Origin of the sequence: Curtobacterium sp. NPDC089185 (genome assembly GCF_040685235.1) — a bacterium.
GTDB lineage: Bacteria > Actinomycetota > Actinomycetes > Actinomycetales > Microbacteriaceae > Curtobacterium > Curtobacterium citri.
In genome coordinates this window covers 1-22,938 of sequence record NZ_JBFBHK010000008.1, presented here as the reverse complement: position 1 = coordinate 22,938, position 22,938 = coordinate 1, and the positions used below count along the sequence as shown (strand labels likewise).

Here is a 22,938-nt window from a genome sequence, read left to right as displayed (position 1 = left end):
GTGACCAGTAGAAGGTACCCGTGCCCCACCAGCCCCTCGCAGACCTCGACGACGCCGTCCTCGCCGGTCGCTCGTCGGACGGCGACGTCCGGGCGTTCGAGGTCCTCATCCGCCGGTACACGCCGCTGCTCCGCGCGTACGCCCGCCGCACGCTCGGCTCGACGGACGAGCTCGACGACGTGGTGCAGGAGACGTTCATCACGGCGTGGAACCGGCTCGACTCCCTCGACGACGGCGCCCGTGTGAAGGCGTGGCTCATGCGCATCCTCAGCCGCAAGTGCCTCGACCGGATCCGTGCTCGACGCGTGCACGACGACGTCACCGAGATCGAGGTCGCGGCACCCGACGACGGTGCTCCGGACCGGGTCGCGGAGGCGCGGTCCCGTGAGGAGGCCGTGGAGACGGCGCTCGCCGAGCTCCCCGAGGCACAGCGACGGTGCTGGGTGATGAAGGAAGTGCTCGAGTACCGCTACGAGGACATCGCCGACGAGCTCGACCTGCCGGTCTCGACGGTGCGCGGACTGCTCTCGCGCGCGAGGAAGAACATGATCCGTCTCATGGAGGCTTGGCGATGACCCGACCCGACGACCTGCGCCTCGACACCCTCGAGCCCGAGGACCTCGACGGCCACACGATCGACGAGCTCGCCGACTACCTCGACGCCGGCATGCAGCCGGCGGACCCGAGCATCGACGACTCGGCCGCCTGCCAGAACGCCCTCGCCGCGCTGGTGCGACTCCGACAGTCCTCGATGGGCTCCCTCGACGCCGCCGCGGACCACGAGGAACCGGCGGACGAGTCGTGGATCGGTGGCGTGCTCGCGAACATCTCGCTCGAGGCCCGCGCCGGTCGCGACGTCCCGCTCCGCCCGGTCGCGCCGACCGAGCGGCCGGTGATGACCGAGGGGGCGATCCGCTCGATGGTCCGGACGGCGGGCGACGTCGTGCCCGGGGTCGTCATCGCGCGGTGCTCGCTCGAGGGCGACGTGACGGAGCTCGACGCGCCCGTGCGGGTGCTGGTCGAGCTCGCGGTCCGGTCGGGGGTGCCGATCCACCCGGCGGCGGAGCAGGTACGGGCCGCGGTCGCCGGGGTGCTCGCGGAGCAGACCGACCTGGTCCTCGCGGCCGTCGACGTGCGCGTCCGCGACCTGCTGCCCCCGCAGCCCGGGTCGGTCGACCCGCACGACGACGAGGAGGACCGCGCATGACCCTGGACGACGACACGACCGCGGCGATCGAGGCGGCCGTGCTCGCGGTGCCCGGCGTCGCGGAGCTCTACCGCGCGCGGCCCACCCTCGGCAGCGCGATCGACTCCGCGAAGCGGCTCGCCGCGCGCACCCCCGGACCCCGGGTGGTGCTCGACGAGGACGTGCTGCGCGTCGTGATCGGGACGGACGGGTCGCTGCCCGCACCCGCGACGGCGCGCGCGGCGCACCTGGCGGCCTGGGAGGCCGCCGCCGCTCGCGGCGTCGCGCTCGCGCGGGTCGACGTCCGCATCGCACGGGTGGGCTGACCCACCCACGCCCCGGCGGACGGGAGGCGCGGTGCCGGACGGCCCCGCGCCTCCCGTCCGGCGACCGGTGAGGACCGGCACGCGTCGGCTCAGTAGAAGTTGTTCGCCTGCGAGTGCGCCCACGCCGTACACGGGGTGCCGTAGGCGGCGCTGATGTACCGCAGCCCCCAGGTGACCTGCGTCGTGGCGTTCGTCTGCCAGTCGGCGGCGACCGTGGCCATCTTCGACCCGGGCAGTGCCTGGGGGATGCCCGTGGCGCCGCCGTTCGGGTTCACGGCCCGGTAGTCCCATCCGGACTCCTTGGTCCAGAGACTGTCGAGGCACTGGAACTGGGCCGCTCCCCAGCCGTACTGCGACGCGGCCATCGACGACGCGGTCGCCTTGGCGCCGGCGACGGTGTTGGCCGCGGCCTGTGCCCGCGCGGCCTCGGCGGCGCGTTCGGCGGCGGCCGCCGCCTCGGCCTCGGCCTTCGCCCGGGCCGCCGCTGCTGCTGCGGCGTCCGCGTCGGCCTTGTCCTGCGAAGCACTCGCGTCGGCGACCTCGGTGGTCGCGTCGACGGTCGACGCGATGCGCGCGGTGATCGCGCCGCCGGACAGTTCGCGGTAGTCCGACAGCGCACGCACCCGGCGTTCGAGGGTCGTGGTGTCGGTCTTCTCGTTCGCATCGGCCAGCACGGTCCGCGCGGTGACGATGGTCGCGGCCGCCTGGGCCCGGTCGAGGGACGCGCCGTGCAGGGCCGGGGCGCTGCTGGTGGCGGCGCCGCTCGCGCTCGGGACGCCGAGCGCCTCGCCGATCGCGGGCTGCGTGCCGACGGTCGCGATGCCGCCGACGAGTGCCACGGCGGCGGCGCCCCCGACGAGCAGGGGGGCGCGGCGGCGCAGTGCGCGACGGCGACGGCGGTCCGGGGTGTCGAGCGCCTGCCGACGCGTGGTCGGGGTGGTCGCGCTGGGTTCGGGGGTGCTGCCTGGCTCGGGGGTGCGCTGGGGTTCTGCGGTGTTCTGGGTCATCGGTTCCGGTGGTCGGCCGGCTGGGGCGCGCCTCCCGGTCCACGGCGGTGCCGGGCACGCGGGTGGGGTGGGCGTGCACGGTGCGTCGTGGGGGGAGTCGCGAGCCGGGGAGGACCGGACGGTGGTGTGGGGCCCGTCCGTCCGCCGCTCGGGCGGCGCGGGGCCGCCTGCTCGGGCGAAGCCGACACGATGACGCGGCAGCCTGGGCATCGGGTCCAGGAGTGCTGGCAGGACGGCCCGACGGCCCCTTGGTAACGGTTCGGTAACGGCCTCGTCAGCGAGCGGAGGTGGGAATCTCCTGGGCGCGCTCGCCCTGCCCGATGCGCTCGAGTGCACCGAGGGCCGCTGCGATCGCCTCGACGTCCTCGCGCGGCAGGTCCGCGATGAGTTCGGCGACGATCCCGGTGCGGTCGGCACGGGCTCGGTCGACGGCGGCGATGCCCTCCACCGTGGCCGACACCATGAAGGCGCGGCCGTCGCGGGGGTCGGCCTCCCGGGCGATGAACCCGCGCTGCTCGAGCTCCGTCAGGATGCGGGTCATCGTCGGCTTGGTGACGACCTCGATCCGCGACAGATCGCCGGGACGCAGGGGTCCCTCGGTCTGGATCGTCGCGAGCGCGGACACCAGGCCCCACCCGAGCGAGGCCGAGTCGGTCCGGGCGCGCCGGTTGATGCGGCCGACCGCGGCGGCCAGGCGTGCGGCGATCTCGGCGCGGTCCGGCTGGCGGTGGCTCATGCGGTGCTCCGGGTGGTCGAGGCTGGGTCGGGCCGTGCGGGGCCCGAGGCGGGTCCGGCCGATGCTACCGGTCCCGGACGGGCCGTGCCCGAGCGTGACGACCGGCCGCTGAGGACCGCTCCCGGTGGCGTCCGGACGGTGTTCCTGTACGACGGTACAGGTCGTGTCAGCGCTTCTCGCCGGGGAGCAGGTGGATCGCCTCCGTGGCGAGCTCGGCCGCGACGTTGTCGCCCGCCTCGGTGGCAGCACGGAGCCGCCGGAAGTCCGCCGTCATCCGGTCCCAGTCGACGAGCTCGTCGAGGTTCGGGAGGCGGAGGCGGAAGGCGAGGCCGTCCGAGGTGTCCCGGCAGACGCGCTGGAGGTCCGCGTTGTCGCAGGCGTCGACGTACAGGCCGAAGACGGCGAGGGCGTCGCGGTTCACCGCCGGGACGTCGTGGGCCTCGAGCTCGGCGATCGTGCGGTCGAGCTGCGCGAGGATCTTCTTCCGGGTCGCCGCGGTCAGGAGCGGCACCGCGAGCCGGACCACGCCCCCGAAGAGCACGCCGAGCGTCTGCATCGCCTCGACGACCTGCGCGGGGTCCGGCGTCGTCACCCGGGTGTACCGGTTCGGGGCCATCTCGATGAGCCCGGCGCGGGCGAGCTGGCTCAGGGCCTCGCGGATCGGGGTGCGGGAGACGCCGAGCCAGGCGATCAGTTCGTCGTCGTTCAGGCGCTCGCCCGGTTCCAGCGTGCCGTCCATGATCGCGGCGTGGATCTTGTGGCGGACGGTGTCGCGGAGCAGCTGGTGCTCGGTGGGGGCGCTGCTGGGGACCGGCATGCGGGTGTCCTCGTGGTCGGTGGACGGACGTCGGCGGCGCCCGACCGGGCGGTGCGGGCGCGGGATCACCGTACCGCTGCGGGGACGGTGGACGGTGCTGCCGCCGGGGTGTGTGCGCGCGGGCGCTCCGCCGGTCAGGCGTCGCCCTCGAGCAGCCGCACGGTCAGCGGGTCCTCGCTGCCGTGGAACCAGCGGTCGAGCACGGCACGGAACGGAGCCGGGTCGTCGGCGGTCCGGGCGAAGAGCGTCATGGAGGACCGCGCCTTCATGGCGTCGATGCCGCCGAACAGGGCGTCCGCTCCGGACGCCGGAGCAGCGGCCGCCACCCTCGCCGCCTCGACGAGCCGCGGTCCGAGCACGGGGTGCGCCAGGTACGCCCGCGCCTCGGACGGTCCGTCGATCGCGTAGTACTGGGCCGTCGTGCTCCTGCCGAGCCCTGCGAGCTGCGGGAAGACGAACCACATCCAGTGCGACTGCTTGCGACCGGCGCGCAGCTCCGCCAGCGCCCGGTCGTGCACGCCGTCCTGCGCACGGACGAAGCGGTCGAGGTCGTGCTCGTCGTCGCTCACCGGACCACGTCCCCCCACGCGTAGCGGACGGTGGTGCCGTCGACCACGAGCAGCGAATCGGGCTCGCGGTCGAACAGCCCCGGCAGGCCGACGGCGTCGGGCAGGTCGCCCGTGAGCCGCTCGAGCCGTGCCGACCGGATCGTGAGCGGCGCGTGCTGCCGCTGCCAGAACACGGTCCGCGAGAAGAGCCGGGCGTGGATGCCGGCGCGGGTGGTCAGGTCGGCTGCGAGCGGGGTGTCCACGACCCCACCCGCGGTGACGCGCAGGACGACGTCGTGCCGGGGCCGCGGTGCCGTGGGCCGACGGGTGTGCCGGACGTCACGCAGCCACCGGACGGGGTGGGCGGCACGGGCGGGGTGCCGCACGGACCGGTGGTCGAGCGTGTCGCCCTGACGTCGCGACCGCACGTGGGCGTACGTGTAGGGCACCCCGAGCATCGTGTTCGCGGCGACGATCGCCGGGACGTGGCCCGTGTCGACGGTCCGGTACGTGATCCCGCGGCGTCCACGTCGGTCGACCGTCGGGATCTCGAGCGTGACCTCCCGCATCGACCCGAGCCGGCGGGAGGGCGGGAACGGCGGGACCGCCGTCTGCCGGAAGACGTAGGCGGTCAACCCGACCCAGGCGCTGCCGTCCACGACGTCGGGTCGGGTGCCCCGCGGGACGAGGTGCTCGAGCGAGGCCGGGTCGCGACGCCAGTGAGCGAGGACGATGTCCTCCCACGCGTGCTCGGCGACGGGGCGGTGGCGCAGTGGGGCGGCCGCTCGCGACGTGGCGGTCACCGCCGGGCCGCGTGTCGCCCGACGCGGACGGCCCAGCCGACCAGCGGTGCCTGCAGGGGGAGGCGCAGCACCGCGACGAGCCGCGCCGCGCGGGTGGACCGCGGACTGTCGAGCAGGTCGCGCGCCATCGTCACGTTGGCCGGGAACACCGCGAGGAACAGCGCCGCAGCGGCCCACCCGGACGCCCGCCGGGTGGCGGGGACCGCCAGGCCCGCCGCGACGGCGAGCTCGGCCACGCCGGACGCGAGCGTGGTGATGCGGGGCGGCAGGCCCGCGGGGACGATGCGGTCGTAGCCGCGCGGCCGCAGGAAGTGGGTGACACCGGCTCCACCGAGGAGCACGGCGAGCATGGTGGCCGTCCGGGTGGCGCGTCGGGTGCGCTCGCGTCGTCGCATGGTCCCATCGTGCCCGCCGCGACCCGGACGAGTGTCAGGTCCGCTCGGGTCGGGTCGGGTCAGGTCAGCGCGGTGGCGACGAGGTCGAGCACCGCGGTGGCGACGTCGGCCTTGCTGCCCGAGGTCTCCCGCACGACGTCGCCGCCGGGCACCAGGACCTCGATCGCGTTCTCCTCGCGTTCGAACCCGGCGTCCCACCCGACGTGGTTCACCACGAGCAGGTCTGCCGGCTTCCGGGCGATCTTGGCGCGGCCGAGCGCGATCCGGGCGTCGCGGTCGGGCTCGGTCTCGGCCGCGAAGCCGACGATGACCTGCCCGGTGCGCCGGGCGGCGACGAGGTCGGCCAGCACGTCGGGGTTCCGGACGAGCTCGAGCGTCATGGTGTCGCCCTGGTCGTCCTTCTTCATCTTCTCGGCACGGACCTCGGCGGGACGGTAGTCGGCGACCGCGGCGGTCATCACCACGACGTCGGCGTCGGCGGCCGCACCGTGCACGGCGGCCGCGAGCTCCTCCGTGGACCCGACCGGCACGACGGTCGCGCCGAGCCCGGCGGTCAGCCCGGCGTCGACGTTCGCGGCGACGAGCGTCACGGTGGCGCCGCGGCGGACGGCGTCCGCGGCGATCGCGACGCCCTGGCGACCGCTCGAGCGGTTCCCGACGAAGCGGACCGGGTCGAACGGCTCGCGCGTGCCACCGGCGCTCACGACGACACGGACGCCCGCCAGGTCGCCCTGGTCGCCCCGCGCGGTGGTCCCGGAACCGGCCGGGAGGCGCGCCCCGCCCCCGTCCGCTCGGCTCGCCTCCGCTCGGCCCGCCTTCGCTCGGCTCGCCTCCACCGGCCCGTCGAGCACCGCCAGCGCGGCGGTCACGATGTCCTCCGGCTCGGCCATGCGGCCGATGCCCGCGTCGTCCCCGGTCAGTGCGCCGACGACGGGACCGACGAAGCGGACGCCGCGGTCCTGCAGGGTCCGGACGTTCGCGCGGGTCGCGGGGTGCTCCCACATCTGCGGGTGCATCGCGGGGGCCACGACGACCGGGGCCTCGGTCGCGAGCAGCGTCGTGCCGAGCAGGTCCCCGGCCAGCCCGCCGGCCATGCGCGCCAGGGAGTCGGCGGTCGCGGGGGCCACGACGACCAGGTCCGCCCGGCGTCCGAGGGCGACGTGGCGCACCTCGGCGACGTCGTCCCAGACGCTCGTCGTCACCGGATTCCGGCTGAGCGCCTCGAGCGTGGGCAGGCCGACGAAGCGCAGGGCGCCCTCGGTCGGGACGACGTGGACGTCGTGGCCGCGCTTGACGAGGTCGCGGACGACCCCGACGGCCTTGTAGGCGGCGATGCCACCGGTGATCCCGACGACGACGGACAGACGGCGACCTGCTGCAGCATCCACGGCGGTCACGCTACCCGGACTCGCGCGTGCGAGGATCGAACGCATGTGCACCGTCGTCGTCCGCGTCGACCCAGCGGCCGAGTGGCCCGTCACCGTGCTCGCGCTCCGCGACGAGTCCCCGGAGCGCCCCTGGGACCCGCCGGCGGCCTGGTGGCCCGAGGTCGACCCGACCGTCCGCGGCGTGCGGGACCGGTCGGCGGGCGGCGCCTGGCTCGCCGCGTCCGACGCCGCCGGCCTCGCGGTCGTGCTCAACCGTGCCGAGCCGGTGCCGACGGACGACGGCACCTGGACGACCCGCGGCGTGCTCCCGCTCGACGCGGTGACCGGCACCGTGCCGGGTGCCGACGGGCAGCTGCCGACCACGCGGGCGTTCAACCTGGTCCGTGCCACCGCCGAGGGTGCCGCGGTGGACACCTGGGACGGCACCGAGGTCCGGACGACGGTGCTCGGCCCCGGCGTCCACATGGTCACCCACGGGGCGCCCGACGACCCCGCCGCGCCGCGTATCGGACGGTGGCTCGACGCCTTCCGCGGCGTGCCCGCGCCGGCCGGGCCGCCGGTGCTCGGGCCGTTCGACGAGCTCCGCGCCGCGGACGCGGGGACCGACCCGGGCGACGGGTGGAGCGGCTGGTTCGGGGTGCTCGCCGCGTCCACCGCACTGCCCGCCGACGATCCCGACGCCATCCTCCGCGACGCCGTGGAGCCGGACGGGCACGTCGCCACGCTGTCCGTGGTCGCGGCGGCCGTCGGGCGCGACCGGACCGTGCTGCAGCACGCGCGCCTGGAGCGGCCGGGCCGGTTCGACGGATCGGTGGAGCTGCACCGCGCCTGACCGCTCCCGGGTCCGGGGGCGCTCGTGTCGCCGACGCGTCCGGCGATGCTGTGAGGAGCAGCAGCGCGCGGGCCGTCCGGGACGGGCACGCGCGGCGTACGGTCCCGGACGTGACCCCGAGCACCCCGTCGACCGCCCACCCCCTGGCGGCACGCACCACCCGCGCACCGAACCGCCCGCGACCGGTCCGCGCCGTCGTCGCGGCGGCGCTCGCCGCCGTGACCGCGCTCGCGCTCGTCGGCTGCAGCGAGGACTCCTCGGTGGCGGCGCCCAGCCCCACCGCGACCGACCGCGCCTGGGACCACGCGCCCGGTGAGCGGATCGTGGTCATCGGCGACTCGGTGAGCGGCGGTCACGGCCTCACGCCGGAGCAGGCGTGGCCGGCGCTCCTGGCGCGGACGGAGCGGTGGCAGCTGACGAACCTGTCGTGCGACGGTGCGGGCGTGGTCGCCGAGGGCGACGCGGACGAGTGCGCGAGCGCCTACCCGGGGCTCGTCCGCCGTGCGGTGGACCTGCGTCCGCGGGTCGTGTTCGTGCAGGCGAGCTCGAACGACCTCGGCGAGGACGACGCCGAGGTGACGAGCGCCACCGACCAGCTCGTGGCGCTCGTGCACCGCGACCTGCCGCGGGCACGGGTCGTCGGGCTCAGCGCGGTGTGGAACGAGCAGGCGCCGCCGGCGCAGCTCGCGACGATCTCGGCGGCGCTGCACCGCGCGGTGCGGAAGGACGGCGGCACGTACGTCGACATCGGGCAGCCCCTCTCCGGGCACGCCGACTGGATGCAGTCCGACGACGTGCACCCGACCGCGCGGGGCCAGCGCGCCCTCGAGGCAGGGGTGATCGACGCCTTCTCCCGCGACCACCTGCGGTTCTGACGGTCCCGGGACGGGGGCGAGGCGGGCCTCCCGTCCGGGACCCCGACGTCAGGCGGGCGCGCGCGTGTCCGTGAGGTCCTCGGCGACCGCCCACAGCGAGCGGGCGAGGTCCGCGCTCCGGGCCGAGCGCGGCACCGACACCGTGGTGGTCGGCCCGGTCAGGCCGCCGAACCCGGACGGCCCGTAGTACGCGCCGCCCACCGCCGCGGGACCGACCGCCGCGTAGAGCAGCGGCTCCGCGCCCTGCTCGACCGCCTGCGTCAGCGGGAAGGCCCGGTCGCTCGACCGGACGGGGCGGGACCGGCCGAGCGAGCGGCCGGCCGACTGCAGGTTCGTCCGCGTGTACCCGGGGTGCGCGGCCGTGCTGACGAGCGGCCAGTCCCGTTCGACGGACAGCCGGTGCAGGTGCAGCGCGAGGAGCAGGTCGGCGAGCTTCGACTGGGAGTAGGCGCGCCAGCCGTTGTAGCCGCGCTCCCACTGCGGGTCGGTGAACCGGATGCTGCCGGGGATCGCGGCGAGGCTCGACATCGTCGCCACCCGGGGCGCCGGACCGGTGCCGTCCCGCCCCCGGCGCAGCAGCGTCGGCAGCAGCAGGTTCGTCAGGGCGAGGTGCCCGAGGAAGTTCGTGCCGAACTGCAGCTCGAAGCCGTCGGCGGTCTCGAAGCGCTGCGGCGGGGCCATCACGCCGGCGTTGTTCACGAGCACGTCGAGCGGCCGGTCGTCCGCCTCGACGCCGGCGGCGAACCGGCGCACCGACCCGAGGTCGGCGAGGTCGAGCTCGCGCACCTCGACGTCGGCGTCCGGGTGCTCGCGGCGGATGCGGTCCACCGCGGCATCGCCCTTCGCGGGGGTCCGGACCGCCAGGACGACGCTCGCGCCGGCACCGGCCAGGCGCTTGGCGGTCTCCTCGCCGGTGCCGCTGTTGGCTCCGGTCACGATGATGCGGCGGCCGGTCTGGTCGGGGATGTTCGGCATGCGCGGCACGGTACGCGGTGGGCCTGGTGGGGTGCCTGGTGGAACGCCCGGGCTGCCTGGTGGCGTGCCGTGGGGTACCTGGTGCTCCGTCGCGCGCCGTGGTAGTTTCATGCGTACGCATTCACTTGGAGGACGCGATGAGCAACGCATTCGGCACCGGCCGCCCCTCGGACGTCCCGCCGCCCGCACCCGACCGGATCGGCCCGGTGCAGCTCGGCCTCGACACCTTCGGCGACGTCACCGAGCGCCCCGACGGCTCCCTCCGGTCCGACGCGCAGGCCATCCGCGACGTCGTCGACCAGGCCGTCCTCGCCGACCAGGTCGGCATCGACTTCATCGGCGTGGGCGAGCACCACCGGGAGGACTTCGTCGTCAGCGCGCCCGAGGTGGTGCTCGCCGCCATCGCGGCCCGAACGTCGACGATCCGGATGGGTTCCGCGGTCACCGTGCTGTCCTCGGACGACCCGGTCCGCGTCTACGAGCGGTTCGCGACGGTCGACGCGCTCTCGAACGGTCGCGCCGAGGTGATCCTCGGCCGGGGCTCCTTCACCGAGTCCTTCCCGCTGTTCGGCTACGACCTGTCCGACTACGAGGTCCTGTTCGAGGAGAAGCTGCAGCTCTGGAACGCGCTCCGCGGCGGGGACGCCGTCACGTGGTCCGGCACGAAGCGCGCCTCGCTCACCGACCAGGACGTCTACCCGAAGCTCGAGCACGGTCCGATCCCGACGTGGATCGGCGTCGGCGGCTCGCCCCAGTCGGTCATCCGCGCGGCCTCGTACGGACTGCCGCTCTTCCTCGCCATCATCGGCGGGCAGCCGGCGCAGTTCGCCCCCTTCTCGCGGCTCTACCGTCAGGCGCTCACGCAGCTCGAGCTCCCGCAGCAGCCCATCGCCATGCACTCGCCCGGCTTCGTCGCCGAGACCGACGAGGAGGCCGCCGAGCGCTACTGGCCGTACCACAAGGCCGTCACCGACCGGCTCGGACGCGAGCGCGGATGGCCGCCCCTCGACACCGCCCAGTACCAGGCCGGGCTCTCCGCCGGCGGTTCGCTGTACGTCGGGTCGCCGGAGACGGTGGCGCGGAAGATCGCGCGCAACATGCGGATCCTCGGGGTCTCGCGCTTCGACATGCGGTACGCGACCGGTCGCTTGCCGCACGAGGACATGATGCGGTCGATCGAGCTCTACGGCACGCGGGTCGCCCCGCGGGTGCGCGAGCTCCTCGCCGAGCCGGTGCCGGTGCCGTAGAGCTGGTGCGTGTGGGGGCGCGCCGGTTCGGCGCGCTCCGGGCACGCTTCGTGTGTCCGGCAACGTCGGTCGCCCGTCGTGGCGCGTCGTCGTCCCGTCGTGACGCGGCCGGGAGGCACGGCTCGCCCCCGCCGCGTCGGCTCACGGGAGCGCCGGGTACGGTCCAGGGCATGTCGCCCCGCTCCAACATCGTCGAACGTCGGTTCCGTGGTCGGATCACGGGCGTCGGGACGACGTCGGGCGTGCGGTTCGTCGTCGGGATGTGGGAGCGTTCGCCGTTCGGTGCGTTCACGGACGTCTTCGTGGAGCAGCCCGACGGGTCGAGCGTCCTGCTCGCACCGGACGAGATCGTCGCCGCGTACGTGTCCGGCACCTACCGGTTCGACACCGTGTCCGTCGTCGACGTCGACGCCCGCCGCACCGCCCGCGGCATCGAGCTCGACGCCGGACCGCTGCGGGCCACGATCGACGTCGGCGCGATCTCGCCGCTCGGTCGGGTCCTGCGCATCGTCCCGAAGCCGGTCGCCCGGGACCCCCGGTGGCTCCGCGCGATCGACCCCGTGGCACGGCTCGTCGCGCCCGGTGCCGGGACCGCCGGCACGGCCGGAGGCGGGCGCCGCGAGTACTACGGCGTGACCGGGGCGCACGACGTGACGGCGGTCACGGGGACTTGGGCGGGGGAGCCGCTCGGGACCCTGGCGCCGCTCGACCCGCCCGTGGCGTTCGGCTTCGCGTCGATGCCGAGGGTGCCGCAGGTCGTCGACGTCGAGACCACGATCCGCGAACCCGCCTCCTGAGGGGTCGGGCGCGCATGCCCCGCGCCCCGCGCCCGATGCTTCCCATCACACCCGCGATGCCTGGTTGATCCGGGCGTCCCTGGTCGTCCTGATCGACCGGGTACGCCCGGTCCCGCCGGGTACGCCCGGTCCCGCCGGGCACGTCCCAGCGTCGAGGGGCACACTGGCCGGAACGGAACGCGCCCGGGCAGTGCCCGGCCGGACGTCGAGCACAACGGGGCGCACGACGAACAGGAGCATCATGACCGACACGCAGGCAGACCAGCGCGCAGCCATCTCGGACATCGTCCACGGCGCCCGCACCGCCCTGCTCACGACCGTCAGCGACGACGGTCAGCTGCACGCACGACCCCTGGCCGTGCAGGACAAGGCGTTCAACGGGACGCTCCGCTTCCTCGTACAGGACGGCAGCGAGAAGGTTGAGGACATCGCCCGCAACCCGCACGTGAACGTCGCCATCGAGTCGCAGGGCGGGTACCTGTCCATCGCCGGGACCGCCACGGTGACGCAGGACGACTCCGTCATCGACGAGCTGTGGTCGCCGTTCGCCGAGGCCTGGTTCCCCCAGGGTCGTCAGGACCCCTCGATCCGACTCCTCACCGTCGAGGGCGACTCGGTCGAGTACTGGACCCAGGACACCGGCCCGGTCGGGAGCCTCGTGCAGACGCTCAAGGCCGCGATCGGCAAGCAGAGCCAGCCCGACACCGGTCGCCACGGCACCGTCGAGCTCTAGCCGGACGCCCCCGTCCGCCCGAGGCGTCCCCACATCGACGAGACGCCCCCGGAACCGGGGGCGTCTCGAGGTGTCGGGGGCGTCTCGCGGTGTCCGGAGACCCCGCAGCCGGGGTCAGGGCGGGCCGAGCAGCCAGAGCACGGCGACGAGCACCGGCTGGCCGAGGACCGCGCAGCTCACGAAGGTCCAGCGCATCCAGGGCCGCGCGACGAGCTCAGGGGAGCCGAACAGCGGCGCGAGCGGCATGAGCAGCCGCGGGGTCGAGGCCATCGGCAGCGACACCGCGAAGATGTAGAGCGCGTACGCGGCGGAGTACAGCACCGTCGTCGACCCCAGCCGGAGCGTCGACCGGCGGAGCAGCCACACCGGGTACGCCACGAGCAGGAACACCACGATGAGGATGCCGCCGACGCCGAGCCACCTGCCGGCGAGCAGGAACCACGGGGTCATCGGCGTGAAGTCCACCCGCCCGATGAAGTTCACCCACCACGACATCTCGGTCTCGAGGTAGGCGTCCGGCCGCCCGGTCACGTGCGACGCGATCACCGGCCACGCGACACCCGCGGCGGCCATCACCACACCGGCGGCCACGACCCGGACGCGCTCGGCGACGGGGAACGCGTCGAGCGACCGCACGCCGGTGCCCGCGGCCGCACGTCGGGCGCGCACCCACCGCACGAGCGCGACGACCCCGAGCAGCAGCGGGACGGCGACCGCACCGGGCCGGGTGAACGCCGCCAGGACCCCGAGCAGCGTCAGCAGGCCGTACCGCCGACGCTCGAGGGCCAGGAGCGCACCGAACGTCAGCGCGAGGAACGTGCTCTCCGCGTACCCGACCTGGAGCAGGAACGAGAGCGGACCGCACGTGAAGAAGAAGACCGCCCACATGCCCGCCGCGTGCCCGGCGCGGTCACTGACCAGCCGGTGCAGCAGGAACGTCGCGACGAGCCCCGCCGCCAGTGCGACGAGCGGTGCGCCGACCTCGAACGGCACGCCCGTCGACGCGGTCAGCGCCCGGATCGTGAACGGGAACGCGGGCAGGAACGCCCACGCGTTCTGCGCGACGTGGCCACCGGCGTCGAGCGGCAGCGAGGTCGGGTACCCGTGCACCGAGATCTGCTCGTAGTACTGCCCGTCCCACGCGGTCAGGAAGGCGCCGAACCCGTGCGCGTTGCCCCAGATGGCGTTGTCCGGCATCGCCCGGCCCATCAGCGGGTACGCGAGCGCGAGCCAGAGCGTCGAGACGATGCGTCCGCCGCCCCACACGAGCAGCACGGCCGCCCAGGCCGGCAGGCTCGTCGCCACGTCCACGAAACGACGACGACCGTTCGCGAGCGACCCGGTGACGGCACCGTCGGTGCGGCTCACCGGCCCGCTCCGACGGGCACAGGGCAGACGGTGGGCACCCCACGACGGTATCCAGCCTGCCCGGGAATCCGGCGCACCGGCCGGGAGGCGCGCCCACGTTGTGCAGTCCGGAACGGCTCCGGCGGGTGGCCGGGCACCGCCGCGCACCCGCCCCTAGCCTGGAGGTCCCGTCGACCGACCACCGGTCACCGACCCGCGAGGAGCCCCCGTGCCGAAGACCGCCGTCACCACCGAGAACGCCCCGCAGCCCGCCGGCCCGTACAGCCAGGGCATCGTCGCGAACGGCTTCCTGTACACGGCGGGCTTCGGACCGCAGGACCCGGCGACGGGGGCGATGGCGGACGACGTCGCCGGTCAGACCGCCCAGGTGCTGGCGAACGTCGCGGCCGTGCTCGCCGAGCACGGCGCGACCCTCGACGACGTCGTCAAGTCGACCGTCCACCTCGAGCACTCGGACCGGGACTTCCCGGCCTTCAACGAGGAGTACGCCAAGCACTTCTCGCAGCCGTACCCGGTCCGCACGACGGTCCAGTCGCACCTGGCCGGCATCCTCGTGGAGATCGACGTCGTCGCGGTGCTGCCCAGCGCCTCCTGACGAGCTGCGCCTCCTGAACGGAACCTCACCGACCCCCGGTGCCGCTGCCGGACGCTCCCGACCCGGAGCGCCGCAGTCCGGTGCCGGGGGTCGCGCCGGTCATGGCACCGTCGGTGAGCACCGGCACGCCGGCGACCAGGACGTCGTCGACGCCGACCGCCGTCCGCGTCGGTTCCTCGTACGTCGACCGTGCCGCCACCCGCTGCGGGTCGACCACGGCGAGGTCGGCGACGGCACCCGGTCGCACCACGCCGCGGTCGCCGAGCCGGTACCGCTCGACCGCGGTCGTGGCGAGGTGCCGCTGTCCCTCCGGCCACGACAGCAGTCCGGCGCGGACGAAGTCGCCGAGGTACCGCGCGAAGGTCCCGGCAGCCCGCGGGTGCGGGTGGGTGCCGACGTGGATGCCGTCGGAGCCCGCCGTGTGCCCCGGGTGCCGGAACAGCGGCGCGAGGTCCTCGGGGGTGCGCGGGTGCGGCACACGCATCACGGCGGTCACCTGGAGCGCGGAGGCGACCAGCACGTCGATCGCCAGGTCGACCGGGGTGCTGCCGGTCGCGGCGGCCGCCTCGGCGAGGGTCCGACCCTGCAGGGCGTGGTGCGCCGGCGACGGGACGTGCGACAGCGTCACCTGCTCGGCCCAGCCGGCACCGAGGTCCGCGCGTCCGAGCACCCGCTCGAGTGCGGCCGTCCGGACCCGGTCGCGTCCGGCGTCGTCGGCGACCGCGCGGGCGAGGTCGTCGGTGCCGGGGCGGGCGAGCGCCGCCGGGAGCAGCAGCATCGACAGGATCGTGCAGCCGCGCGAGTACGGGTAGGCGTCGAAGGACAGGCCGATGCCGTCCGCCGCCAGGTCCGCGAGCGCGCCGAGGGCCGTGTCGACTGGTGCGTGCAGGTGCGAGACGTGCGCGCGGACACCGCTCGTCCGGGCGATGGCCGCGACCTCGTCGAGGCCGACCCGCACGTTCGCCTCGTACCCGCCGCGCATGTGGGTGACGTACAGCCCGTCGACGGCGGCGACCTCGGCACAGAGCGCCGCGAGCTCCTCGGTGTCGGCGTACAGCCCGGGCACGTAGTCGAGCCCGCTGGCGAGCCCGACCGCACCCTCGTCCAGCCCCCTGCGGACGAGTCCGCGCATCGCCGTGGTCTCGGCGGCCGTTGCCGGGCGGTCCTCGTCGCCCACGACCTCGTGCCGCACGGTGCCGGCCGGCACGAGCGTCGCCACGTTCACCGGGGTCGTGCCGTCGTACGTCGCGAGGAGGCCGTCGATCCCGCCGCCGGCGTAGCGCGGGTGCGGGCCGTCGATCGCCGCGAAGTACCGGTCCGCCCACGTACCGTCGCCCGGTGCCGGTCCGACCCCGTCCTGGCCGGTGACGATCGTCGTCACGCCCTGCCGCAGCAGCGCCTCCTGCACGTCCGCGTCGAACACCCGCGACCCGGCGTGGGAGTGCGCGTCGACCCCGCCGGGCAGGACGAGGCGCTCGCCGCAGTCGAGCCGGTCGGCGTCCTCGGGGACCGCGAGCCGGGGGCCGACGGCGACGATCCGCCCGCCGTCCACGAGCACGTCGGAGCGCACCGGTCCGTCCGCGCCGACGACGGATCCGCCGCGGAGGACGACGGGGCGGCTCACCGCGCCAGCCCGGCGACGAGCCGTTCCGCCCGCGACCGGAGGGCGACGAGGTCGCCCGTGGTCAGGGCGTCGCCGACGAGCGGGGAGCCGAGGCCGAAGGCGACCGCGCCGGCGTCGAGGTAGTCGGCGGCGTCGTCGACCCCGATCCCGCCGGTCGGCACGACGTCGACGAAGTCGAGCGGCGCGAGGATCTGGCGGAGGAAGGCCGGGCCGCCGAGCTGCGCCGCGGGGAACACCTTGACCGCCCGTGCGCCCAGCCGCCAGGCGTGCACGATCTCGGTCGGCGTCGCCGCGCCCGGGTACCAGCCGAGCCCCCGCTCGTGGGCACGGGCGCCGATCGCCGGGTCGAGGTGCGGGCTCACGGCGAACGTCGCACCGAGGTCGGCGGCCTCGTCGACCTGACCCGGCTCGAGCACGGTGCCGACGCCGACGGAGACCGCGGCGCCGTGCTGCTGCGCGGCCCAGGCGGTTCCCTCGCGCCACCCCGGGGTGTTGGTCGTGAGCTCGATCGCGCGCACCCCGGCCTCGAGCAGGGTCGCGATGACCGCCTCGACGTGTTCGCCGGTGCCGCCTCGGAGGACCGCGACGGCGGGCCCGGCGGCGTGCCGCGCGCGGTGGTCCGGCCCGGGCGTGCCGGCCGGCGTGGTGGGACGGGTGTCGGTCATGGTGCGCGCTCCTCGGGATTCGTGCGGGTGCGGGTGCGGGTCGATCGCGTCTGTGGTGGTCGTCGTCGGGCTAGCGGTCGACGCGGTCGTGCACGCCCGGGTCGACGCCGGGCCACTCGTGGACGCGCCCGTCGTCGCCGCGCCCGTCCCGCGTGGGTGGGTGGTCGGGGGGCCGCCAGTCGCCGTCGACCGTGCAGGCGAGGGCTCCGGCGTCGGCCGCCCGGTCGAGCGCGTCGTCCGGCGTCGCGCCGGTGAGCATCGCCGCGAGCCAGGCCGCGACGAAGGCGTCGCCGGCCCCGACCGGGTCGACCACCCGCACCGGCGTCGCCGCCCGTCGGGTGACACGGCCGTCGACGGCCGCGACCGCCCCGCGCGAGCCGAGCTTCACGACCGCTCGGCCGCCTGCCAGCGCGGCGAGCCGCCGGGCGAGGTCCTCGTCCGTGGCGGGGTCGGGGTCCGTCGCCTGCGGGTCGGCGCCGAGGAGGAGGTGTGCCTCGTCGTCGCCGGCGAAGACCACGGCGGCACGTCGCGCCACGGCGAGGTAGTGCTCGCGTGCGGTGGCCGCGTCGAGCAGCTTCGGGCGGTGGTTCACGTCGAAGGACACCGGGACCCCGGCGGCTTCGGCGCGGTCCAGGACCGAGCGCACCGTCTCCCGCGCGCTGTCGGAGAGCGCGACGGTGATGCCGCTGAGGTGCACGAGGGCCGCCCGCTCGACCATGCCGGCGGGGACGTCGCCGGGAGTGAGTGCGGACCCGGCCGAGTGGCGCCGGTGGTAGGTCACGCGCGTCCGCCCGTCGGCGAGCCGCTCCTTCATCATCAGCCCGGTCGAGCGGTCGGGGTCGACGACGGCGACCACGTCGACACCGGCGCCCCGCACGTCGCGCACGACCCGGTCGCCGGCCGGGTCGGCGCCGACGCGCCCGACCCAGGTGGCCCGGACCCCGGCACGTGCCATGCCGATCGCGACGTTGCTCTCCGCCCCGCCGGTGCCGATGCGCAGGTGGTCGAGGTCGCCGACCTCGCCGACGCCGGTGCCGGACAGCAGCAGCATCGTCTCGCCGAGCGTCAGCACGCCGGCCGCGGTGTCGCGGGTCACCGGGCGGCTCCGACCGTTGCCGTGCGGGTGAGGGCGAGCCGCGCCGACGACGACCCGAGCGCCACCGAGATCTCGAGCGCGGTCCGGACGACGCGGTCGCCGGCCTCGCGGACGGCCGCTGCCGGGAACCGCGAGGCCAGACCGGAGATGCTCATCGCGCCGACCACCTGGTTCGCGTGGTCGAGCACCGGGGCGGCGACGCACCGGATGCCCGGCTCGTTCTCGCGGTCGTCGATGCCGTAGCCGCGGGCGCGGGTCCCGTCGACCTCCCGCACCCAGCGGTCGTCGTCGGTGATCGTCTGCTCGGTCGTCGCCTCGACGGGGACCGCCAGCACCGCACCGAGCAGGTCCGGGTCGCCGAACGCCACGATGGCCTTGCCGGACGCCGTGTTGCGCATCGGCAGTCGGTTCCCGACGCGGGAGCCCATGCGGACCGTGCCGCGGGTCTCGACCTTGTCGACGTAGACGATGTCCGTGCCGTCCGGCACCACGAGGTGGCAGGTCAGCCCGGTCGCCTCCGCGGTCCGGCGGAGGAACGGCGCGGCCGCGGTGCGGAGGTCGATGCCCTCGAGGTAGCTCTGCCCGAGCAGGAGCGCACCGAGACCGAGCGTGAAGCCGGCGTCCGGGGTGCGGCGGAGCAGGTCGGTCTCGACCATCGGCGCGGTCAGTCGCAGCACGGTCGACTTCGCCGTGCCGAGCGTCGCGGCGAGCTCGCCGAGCGACACCGAGACGGCACCGGTCCGGGTGCGCTCCGCGACGTGGTCGAGCACCCGGAGACCGCGACGCAGCGACAGTGCCGCGTTCCGGGCCGGCGGTTCCTCGGGAGGGGTCGTGCCCGCACGGTGGTCGGTCGCCATCAGAACCACGTCGCGATCGTGTCGGTGACGGTGTCGTCGTCCGCGAGCAGCTGCACCTGCCGCCACTTGTCGAACACCGTGCAGGGGTGCGAGACCCCCAGCACGACGACGTCGCCGGGCGTCAGCCCGGGCGCGGTGTCCGCCAGCGTGAGGTAGCAGTGCTGGTCGTCGAGGCGGGTGACGGTGACCGCCCCCGGAGGCGGGACGACCTGCGGGTCGTGTGCCGTGCCTCCCGGCCGGATCCCGCGCACCACCGGCAGGCCCTCGTCGAAGGAGACGTCGCGCTTGCCGACGGCGACGAGGGCCCGATCCGGTTCGGGGCACGACGTCACCCGGCCCCAGACCTCGATCGCGGGGCGGAGCGAGCCCTCCTCCGGTCGACGGCGGAACGGGGTGCGTTCGGCGTAGAACCCGTCGTCGTGGGTGAGGTACGCACCGGAGCGGAGGAGCACGTCGACGTCGTCCGGCCGGTCCGCGACGGCGTCGACCACGCCGTCGAACCAGGCGCTCCCGCCCATGCTGAACAGCGACCGGTCCGCCGCGACGAGCGGACGGAGCTCCACCGCGACCGCGAGCACCTCCGTCACCCAGTCCCGCGCGGTGTCGACGTCGGGCAGCCCGCCCTCGTACCCGGTCACCCCGCGGAGCGTCAGCCCGGCGTCCACGGCCGCCCGGGCGACGGCGCGTGCCTGCTCCGCGGTGCGGACGCCGGTGCGTCCGCCCGGGAAGCCGACCTCGACGAGGACGTGCACGTTGCCGTCGACGTCGCGCTGGGCGCGGGCGGCGGCCTCGACGCCGGCGACCGAGTCGACGTTGCAGAGGACGTCGGCGGTCGGGTCCTCGGTGCGGCGGGAGGCGAGCCACGCGAGGCCGGCCGGGTCGAGGACCTCGTTGGCGACGAGGACGTGGTGTGTGCCGTGTGCCCACGCGACCATCGCCTGCTGCACCGACGCGACGGTGACGCCCCACGCGCCGGCACGCACCTGCCGGTCGGCGAGGGCGGGGGCCATGTGCGTCTTCATGTGCGGCGCGAGCAGCAGGCCGTGCCGATCGGCGTAGGCCTGCACGACGGTCGTGTTGTGCTCCAGCGCGGAGTCGCGCAGGGTCATCGCCGGCAGGTGCGCGTGGTCGAGCACGTGACGGCCGACGGCGGGGGCGGCGGGGTCGGGCGCACCCTTCGTCGTGACGGTGCCGGGCACGCGGGTCGCCGTGGTGGGGCGGTCGTCCGCGGGGGTGGTCGTCATCGGTCCTCCTGCGTGGTCGCGGTGGGGCAACGCTCCCGGTGGCGGGGCCGGTCGGGCAACGTCGTCCTCCCGGTCATTGTGCGCTGCAGAACGGCGGCTGGGTCAGGGCACGTGTGCGGGCGGAAACCGAGCGGGCATAGCATTCGACCTGATGACGACGATGACGACGACACGACGACCGGGCAGCACGGCGGTGGCCGTGCTCGTCGCGGGCACCTTCTTCATGGAGCTGCTCGACGGCACCATCCTCGCGACCGCGGCCCCGGCGATGGGCCGCGACCTGGGGGTCGACTCCGCGGCGATCGGCGTCGCCATCACCGCGTACCTCGTCACGCTGGCCGTGTTCATCCCCGTCAGCGGATGGCTGACCGACCGCATCGGGTCGCGCACCGTGTTCGCCGGGGCGATCGCGCTCTTCACCGTGGCGTCTGCCCTCTGCGCGGCGTCGACGGGGCTCGTCGAGCTGACGCTCTGGCGCGTCCTCCAGGGGCTCGGCGGCGCGCTCATGGTGCCGGTCGGCCGGCTCGTCGTCCTCCGCGGCGCCGGGCGCGAGCAGCTCGTCACCGCGATCGCGATCCTCACCTGGCCCGCGCTCGCCGCGCCGATCATCGCGCCGTTCGTCGGCGGGGTGCTCGTCGACACCCTCAGCTGGCACTGGATCTTCCTCGTCAACATCCCACTCGGCGTCGTCGCGTTCGTCGCCGCGCTCGTGCTCGTGCCGCAGGAGCGTGCGCCCGAGCGGGTGCCGTTCGACTGGCGCGGGTCGCTCCTGGCGTGCCTCGGCCTCGGGTCCCTGGTCGTGATGGCCTCGCTGCTCGCCCTCGACACGATCCCGCTCGTCGCGGTCGTCGTCTCCGGGGTCGTCGGCGCGGTGTGCTGCTGGGCCGCCGTCCGGCACTTCCGCCGGGCGCCGCACCCGATCATGGGGCTCGAGTCCCTGCGGCTCGAGACGTTCCGGGTCTCGCACGCCGGCGGCAGCCTGTTCCGCCTCGCGGTGTCCGCGGTGCCCTTCGTGCTGCCCCTGCTCTTCCAGGACGCCTGGGGGTGGAGCGCCGTGCTCGCCGGTTCCGCCGTGCTCTGGGTGTTCGTCGGCAACCTCGGCATCAAGCCCATGACGACCCCGTTCCTCCGGTGGTTCGGGTACCGGCCGGTCATCGTCGTGTCGAGCGCGGTCGCGGCGCTCAGCGTCGTCGCGATGGTGTTCCTGACCGAGGACACGCCGTTCTGGCTCCTCGCCGTGCTGCTCGTCGTGAGCGGCGCCGCACGGTCCGTCGGTTTCACGGCGTACAACACGATCGCGTTCGCCGACGTCGAGCAGGCGGACATGACCCCGGCGAACACGCTGTCGTCGACGCTGCAGCAGGTCGCGGCGGGGTTCGGGGTCGCCGTCGCAGCCGTGGCCATCCGGGCGGCCTCGGGCCTCGGCGGCTCCGGACCGTACGACGTGGCGTTCTGGGTGATCGTGGTGCTGCTCGTGGTGGCCTGCGTCGAGGGGGTCCTGATGAGCCGGACGGCGGGGGAGACCGTGCGTCCGGCGGCCCGGAAGCGGCGCGTCGCCGGCTGACCGGTCGCCCGCGGCCGAGCCGCGCGACGACCGTTCGTGCCGTGGTCACACGCACGAAACCCGCCGTGCGCTACCGTCACAGGAACTGCCCGCGACCGCCGAGTACGGTTGCCGCGGCAGGGTGACCGAGACACCCAGGACGGAAGGCAGCATGGCCGGGCCACAGCAGCAGGGATCGATCGCGGACGACACCGCCGTGGAACCCACCGAGCTGCGCGTCGTCAGCTACAACCTCCGCGAGCACACCGCGAACAGCGAGCTCGCCGCCCTGGCAGAGGCCTCCCAGGCCGACGTCATCTGCGTGCAGGAGTGCGACAGCAACGACCTCGCGCCGAGCGTCGCCGGTCTCTCGCTCGCCGCCTCGACCAAGGCGAACCGCCTCGGTCTCGCGATCTACAAGCGCGACGACCGGTTCGAGGTCGAGGACTTCAGCATCCACTCGCTGCAGAAGTCGCTGCACGACCGGGTCCTCGCGCCCGCGCACGAGCGGCTCATCGCGATGCGCCTCCGGGACACCCAGGCGGACACCGAGGTCATCGTCGCGTCGTTCCACGCCTCACCGCTGACCGCGACGAACTCGCTCCGACGCAAGCAGATCGAGGCGGCGCACCAGTTCGTCCGCGAGCTGTCGGCCGAGGCCCCGGCGATCATGGTCGGCGACTTCAACTACCCGTGGTTCCAGACGAACCTGCGTCGCAAGATCGAGGAGCACGGCTTCGCACTGTCGCTCTCCGACCAGCCGACGTACCTGCGCTACCGCAAGTTCACGGGCCACTTCGACTTCGCGACGAGCGTCGGGCTGCACATCGCCGGCGTGGAGACGCTCCCGGCGGGCATCTCCGACCACCGCCCGATCCTGGTGCGGGCCCACTACGAGCACGAGGGCGCGACGGGCGCCGTCGCCGTCCCGGAGGCCCCGGCCGCCTGAGTCCCGGTGCCGGGTGCCGGGTGCCGGGCAGACCGGCGTCGACACGCTCGACTGTCCCTGCAAGGTTCCGCAATTCTGGAATCTCCTGACACCTCGTCGACGTTCACGGGACCTCAGCGATGGACGAGCGGCGAGTCGCGGAACCTCGACGACCGACGGCCGGCGAGTCGCGGACCGACGGCAACCGGCAACCGGCAACCGGCGACCGGCCTGCACGCCGGCACCCGCACCGACGACGGACGGGAGGCGCGGTGCCAGCCGGCACCGCGCCTCCCGTCCGTCGCCCGATCGCGTCGCGCGAGGCGGGCCTGCGGCTCGACGTGGCTGACCTC

Annotated in this window: 25 protein-coding genes; 11 read left to right on the top strand and 14 right to left on the bottom strand. The window is 74.9% G+C overall.

Translation table 11 applies throughout. The annotated features are described in order from the left end of the window. Window positions 1-20: 20 nt before the first annotated feature. From AB0N84_RS10215 to AB0N84_RS10205, 3 genes are read left to right on the top strand one after another with little or no spacing between them, the layout of a single operon-like run. Window positions 21-575, top strand: a complete 555-nt coding sequence (locus AB0N84_RS10215; protein WP_363545817.1) for a sigma-70 family RNA polymerase sigma factor — start codon at window positions 21-23, stop codon at window positions 573-575. Beyond that, window positions 572-1,207, top strand: coding sequence for a hypothetical protein (locus AB0N84_RS10210; RefSeq protein WP_363545815.1), 636 nt, complete (start codon window positions 572-574; stop codon window positions 1,205-1,207). The genes AB0N84_RS10215 and AB0N84_RS10210 overlap by 4 nt, the downstream gene beginning before the upstream one ends. Continuing rightward, a complete protein-coding gene (locus AB0N84_RS10205) occupies window positions 1,204-1,512 on the top strand; it encodes a hypothetical protein (RefSeq protein WP_182045671.1) in 309 nt (102 codons plus the stop codon). Before AB0N84_RS10210 ends, AB0N84_RS10205 begins: the two co-directional genes overlap by 4 nt. Before the next feature lie 89 nt (window positions 1,513-1,601). Here the strand turns inward: AB0N84_RS10205 and AB0N84_RS10200 are convergent, their stop codons facing one another. The 7 genes from AB0N84_RS10200 to AB0N84_RS10170 form a co-directional block, all read right to left on the bottom strand. Continuing rightward, window positions 1,602-2,519, bottom strand: coding sequence for a phospholipase (locus AB0N84_RS10200; RefSeq protein WP_363545812.1), 918 nt, complete (start codon window positions 2,517-2,519; stop codon window positions 1,602-1,604). Window positions 2,520-2,793: 274 nt separating this feature from the next. Beyond that, a complete protein-coding gene (locus AB0N84_RS10195; RefSeq protein WP_182045673.1) occupies window positions 2,794-3,255 on the bottom strand; it encodes a MarR family transcriptional regulator in 462 nt (153 codons plus the stop codon). 166 nt (window positions 3,256-3,421) lie between these two features. Beyond that, the gene (locus AB0N84_RS10190) at window positions 3,422-4,072 is read right to left on the bottom strand and encodes a GntR family transcriptional regulator (RefSeq protein ID WP_069713367.1); all 651 of its coding nucleotides are present in this window, start codon (window positions 4,070-4,072) and stop codon (window positions 3,422-3,424) included. 134 nt (window positions 4,073-4,206) lie between these two features. Continuing rightward, window positions 4,207-4,641, bottom strand: a complete 435-nt coding sequence (locus tag AB0N84_RS10185; protein WP_182045674.1) for a DUF1810 domain-containing protein — start codon at window positions 4,639-4,641, stop codon at window positions 4,207-4,209. Next, complete coding sequence (locus AB0N84_RS10180) at window positions 4,638-5,423, bottom strand: DUF2071 domain-containing protein (RefSeq protein ID WP_289457260.1); 786 nt, start codon at window positions 5,421-5,423, stop codon at window positions 4,638-4,640. Before AB0N84_RS10180 ends, AB0N84_RS10185 begins: the two co-directional genes overlap by 4 nt. Next, the gene (locus tag AB0N84_RS10175) at window positions 5,420-5,818 is read right to left on the bottom strand and encodes a hypothetical protein (RefSeq protein ID WP_182045676.1); all 399 of its coding nucleotides are present in this window, start codon (window positions 5,816-5,818) and stop codon (window positions 5,420-5,422) included. The genes AB0N84_RS10180 and AB0N84_RS10175 overlap by 4 nt, the downstream gene beginning before the upstream one ends. A 59-nt stretch (window positions 5,819-5,877) precedes the next feature. Further along, window positions 5,878-7,182, bottom strand: coding sequence for a bifunctional phosphopantothenoylcysteine decarboxylase/phosphopantothenate synthase (locus AB0N84_RS10170; protein ID WP_363546063.1), 1,305 nt, complete (start codon window positions 7,180-7,182; stop codon window positions 5,878-5,880). A 67-nt stretch (window positions 7,183-7,249) separates the two neighbouring features. Between AB0N84_RS10170 and AB0N84_RS10165 the strand changes: the two genes are divergently transcribed. Beyond that, window positions 7,250-8,038: an NRDE family protein gene (locus AB0N84_RS10165; RefSeq protein ID WP_363545806.1), complete on the top strand. Its 789-nt coding sequence runs from the start codon at window positions 7,250-7,252 to the stop codon at window positions 8,036-8,038. 110 nt (window positions 8,039-8,148) lie between these two features. Then, the gene (locus tag AB0N84_RS10160) at window positions 8,149-8,913 is read left to right on the top strand and encodes an SGNH/GDSL hydrolase family protein (protein ID WP_363545803.1); all 765 of its coding nucleotides are present in this window, start codon (window positions 8,149-8,151) and stop codon (window positions 8,911-8,913) included. Between the two features lie 48 nt (window positions 8,914-8,961). On the opposite strand, the gene AB0N84_RS10155 is transcribed toward AB0N84_RS10160, so the two are convergent. Continuing rightward, on the bottom strand, window positions 8,962-9,888 hold the full coding sequence (locus tag AB0N84_RS10155; RefSeq protein WP_363545801.1) for an SDR family oxidoreductase: 927 nt from the start codon (window positions 9,886-9,888) through the stop codon (window positions 8,962-8,964). Window positions 9,889-10,025: 137 nt separating this feature from the next. Between AB0N84_RS10155 and AB0N84_RS10150 the strand changes: the two genes are divergently transcribed. The 3 genes from AB0N84_RS10150 to AB0N84_RS10140 all read left to right on the top strand — a co-directional run bounded on the left by AB0N84_RS10150 (window position 10,026) and on the right by AB0N84_RS10140 (window position 12,665). After that, window positions 10,026-11,135 (top strand): LLM class flavin-dependent oxidoreductase, encoded by a 1,110-nt coding sequence (locus tag AB0N84_RS10150; RefSeq protein ID WP_363545798.1) that lies wholly within the window; start codon window positions 10,026-10,028, stop codon window positions 11,133-11,135. 170 nt (window positions 11,136-11,305) lie between these two features. Further along, a complete protein-coding gene (locus tag AB0N84_RS10145) occupies window positions 11,306-11,932 on the top strand; it encodes a hypothetical protein (RefSeq protein WP_069713360.1) in 627 nt (208 codons plus the stop codon). Between the two features lie 241 nt (window positions 11,933-12,173). Continuing rightward, window positions 12,174-12,665: a pyridoxamine 5'-phosphate oxidase family protein gene (locus AB0N84_RS10140; RefSeq protein ID WP_363545794.1), complete on the top strand. Its 492-nt coding sequence runs from the start codon at window positions 12,174-12,176 to the stop codon at window positions 12,663-12,665. Window positions 12,666-12,779: 114 nt separating this feature from the next. Here AB0N84_RS10140 and AB0N84_RS10135 read toward each other — a convergent pair whose 3' ends face one another. Then, window positions 12,780-14,033 (bottom strand): hypothetical protein, encoded by a 1,254-nt coding sequence (locus AB0N84_RS10135; RefSeq protein WP_363545792.1) that lies wholly within the window; start codon window positions 14,031-14,033, stop codon window positions 12,780-12,782. Between the two features lie 208 nt (window positions 14,034-14,241). Here AB0N84_RS10135 and AB0N84_RS10130 point away from each other — a divergent pair, with 208 nt between their 5' ends. After that, complete coding sequence (locus tag AB0N84_RS10130) at window positions 14,242-14,628, top strand: RidA family protein (RefSeq protein WP_069713357.1); 387 nt, start codon at window positions 14,242-14,244, stop codon at window positions 14,626-14,628. Between the two features lie 25 nt (window positions 14,629-14,653). Here AB0N84_RS10130 and AB0N84_RS10125 read toward each other — a convergent pair whose 3' ends face one another. The 5 genes from AB0N84_RS10125 to AB0N84_RS10105 all read right to left on the bottom strand — a co-directional run bounded on the left by AB0N84_RS10125 (window position 14,654) and on the right by AB0N84_RS10105 (window position 20,114). Then, window positions 14,654-16,252: an amidohydrolase family protein gene (locus tag AB0N84_RS10125; RefSeq protein WP_363545788.1), complete on the bottom strand. Its 1,599-nt coding sequence runs from the start codon at window positions 16,250-16,252 to the stop codon at window positions 14,654-14,656. Further along, the gene (locus AB0N84_RS10120) at window positions 16,249-16,917 is read right to left on the bottom strand and encodes a bifunctional 4-hydroxy-2-oxoglutarate aldolase/2-dehydro-3-deoxy-phosphogluconate aldolase (RefSeq protein WP_363545785.1); all 669 of its coding nucleotides are present in this window, start codon (window positions 16,915-16,917) and stop codon (window positions 16,249-16,251) included. Before AB0N84_RS10120 ends, AB0N84_RS10125 begins: the two co-directional genes overlap by 4 nt. Before the next feature lie 70 nt (window positions 16,918-16,987). Further along, entirely contained in the window at window positions 16,988-18,013 is a 1,026-nt protein-coding gene (locus AB0N84_RS10115; RefSeq protein ID WP_363545782.1) for a sugar kinase, read from the bottom strand. Next, window positions 18,010-18,870, bottom strand: coding sequence for an IclR family transcriptional regulator (locus AB0N84_RS10110; protein WP_363545779.1), 861 nt, complete (start codon window positions 18,868-18,870; stop codon window positions 18,010-18,012). The genes AB0N84_RS10115 and AB0N84_RS10110 overlap by 4 nt, the downstream gene beginning before the upstream one ends. Continuing rightward, window positions 18,870-20,114, bottom strand: a complete 1,245-nt coding sequence (locus AB0N84_RS10105; protein WP_363545776.1) for an alanine racemase — start codon at window positions 20,112-20,114, stop codon at window positions 18,870-18,872. The genes AB0N84_RS10110 and AB0N84_RS10105 overlap by 1 nt, the downstream gene beginning before the upstream one ends. Before the next feature lie 151 nt (window positions 20,115-20,265). On the opposite strand from AB0N84_RS10105, the gene AB0N84_RS10100 reads away from it, so the two are divergent. Beyond that, window positions 20,266-21,678 carry an MFS transporter gene (locus AB0N84_RS10100; protein WP_363545774.1) on the top strand — a complete coding sequence of 471 codons (1,413 nt, stop codon included), beginning with the start codon at window positions 20,266-20,268 and terminating at the stop codon, window positions 21,676-21,678. A 151-nt stretch (window positions 21,679-21,829) separates the two neighbouring features. Further along, a complete protein-coding gene (locus AB0N84_RS10095; protein ID WP_083264011.1) occupies window positions 21,830-22,606 on the top strand; it encodes an endonuclease/exonuclease/phosphatase family protein in 777 nt (258 codons plus the stop codon). Window positions 22,607-22,938 lie beyond the last annotated feature (332 nt).